Source organism: Proteiniphilum sp. UBA1028 (genome assembly GCF_002316955.1).
GTDB lineage: Bacteria > Bacteroidota > Bacteroidia > Bacteroidales > Dysgonomonadaceae > Proteiniphilum.
In genome coordinates this window covers 24,823-25,979 of the sequence record NZ_DCEN01000039.1, presented here as the reverse complement: position 1 = coordinate 25,979, position 1,157 = coordinate 24,823, and the positions used below count along the sequence as shown (strand labels likewise).

Annotated in this window: 2 protein-coding genes; both read right to left on the bottom strand. The window is 45.5% G+C overall.

Going from position 1 to position 1,157, the window contains the following annotated elements; genetic code table 11:
- Positions 1–569 (bottom strand): hypothetical protein (locus B3Z75_RS06605; RefSeq protein WP_294068854.1); only part of this gene is annotated, 569 nt, incomplete at its 3' end.
- 12 nt (positions 570–581) lie between these two features.
- The coding region (locus tag B3Z75_RS06600; RefSeq protein ID WP_294068852.1) for a uroporphyrinogen decarboxylase family protein at positions 582–1,157 on the bottom strand (576 nt) is incomplete at its 5' end.

Below are 1,157 nucleotides of genomic sequence, written 5' to 3'. Positions count from 1 at the left end.
TCGGTGAGTGTTACACCCACCTGGTCACACCCCATCAGCGAAAACAATTTTTTCTGTTCATTCAGCCCCCAGTTACAGTATCCCGGACTATATCTGTTGCTGATATGCAAGTTTTCTGCTTTCATCTTATCGGCAAGATGCTGTTGAATTAGATCCATAGCCTTTTCAACCGTAAGCGAGCCAATCGCATCAAGCAAATATGCCTCCATCACATCGCCGTTGGTATTCATTGTTCTGGCAATATTTGTGAAGGCAGGCCCTGCCGTACACACAAAAACGGCCAATGATGCGGCGTCTTTCAGATATCCTGCAATTTGTTTTCCTGTATATAATTCGTTGCCTTCCACGGCAATCAATCCTTCTTTCCCCGATACGGTTACATCTCTTTTCAGCTGATATCCACCTGAAATGCCTTCCATGTTCTCTAACTTCCGGAGTATCTCCTCAACGAAAATTTTTGCAGGGTGATGCTCTTCTATGCCGGAGGAGTGAATAAATCGAAAGAGCTCGTCGGAAGAAGGAGCAACGTCCCTGAACGAAAACTGAAAATATTGAAACGGTTCCGGCATCTTTCACCTCCCTCATAGAGATTGATTAAACTCATCCACCGCCTCAAAGAAAGCATGGATATTCTCCGCAGGGGTGTGTGGCGGAAGATCGCATCCGCTGGATATAACAAAGTTAGGATAACTTTTTGTCAGATTCAAGAGATCCAGTGCCGACTGTTTTACTTTGCCGGGATCAGACTGTTTAAAAACAGTCACAGGATCCAGATTACCCATCACAATCAGTCCTGGAGGACACTCCTGCAGGGCTTCGCAAATATCTATGGCGTTGCCGAAATGCAGAGCATTTGCTCCGCTTTCAATCATTGCATGGGTACATTGTCCGCCGTTACCACAATTGTGCAGGATCAGCGTAAAGTCATCATCCTGCACTGCATCTGACACCTGCTTTACAAAATGAGATGAATAGAGAAGGCAGTCTTCGTTGGAAAGAAGCCCCGCCGCAGGCTCCGCCATAATAACGCCGGCTGTGCCCGTTGCTTTCAATGCACGGCAGTAATCAATTAAAAACTCGGTGCACTTTGAAAGAAGTAAAAGAATTGTTTCCGGTTCCGTATAGATGGAAACCATTATTTCGGACATATCGTATAA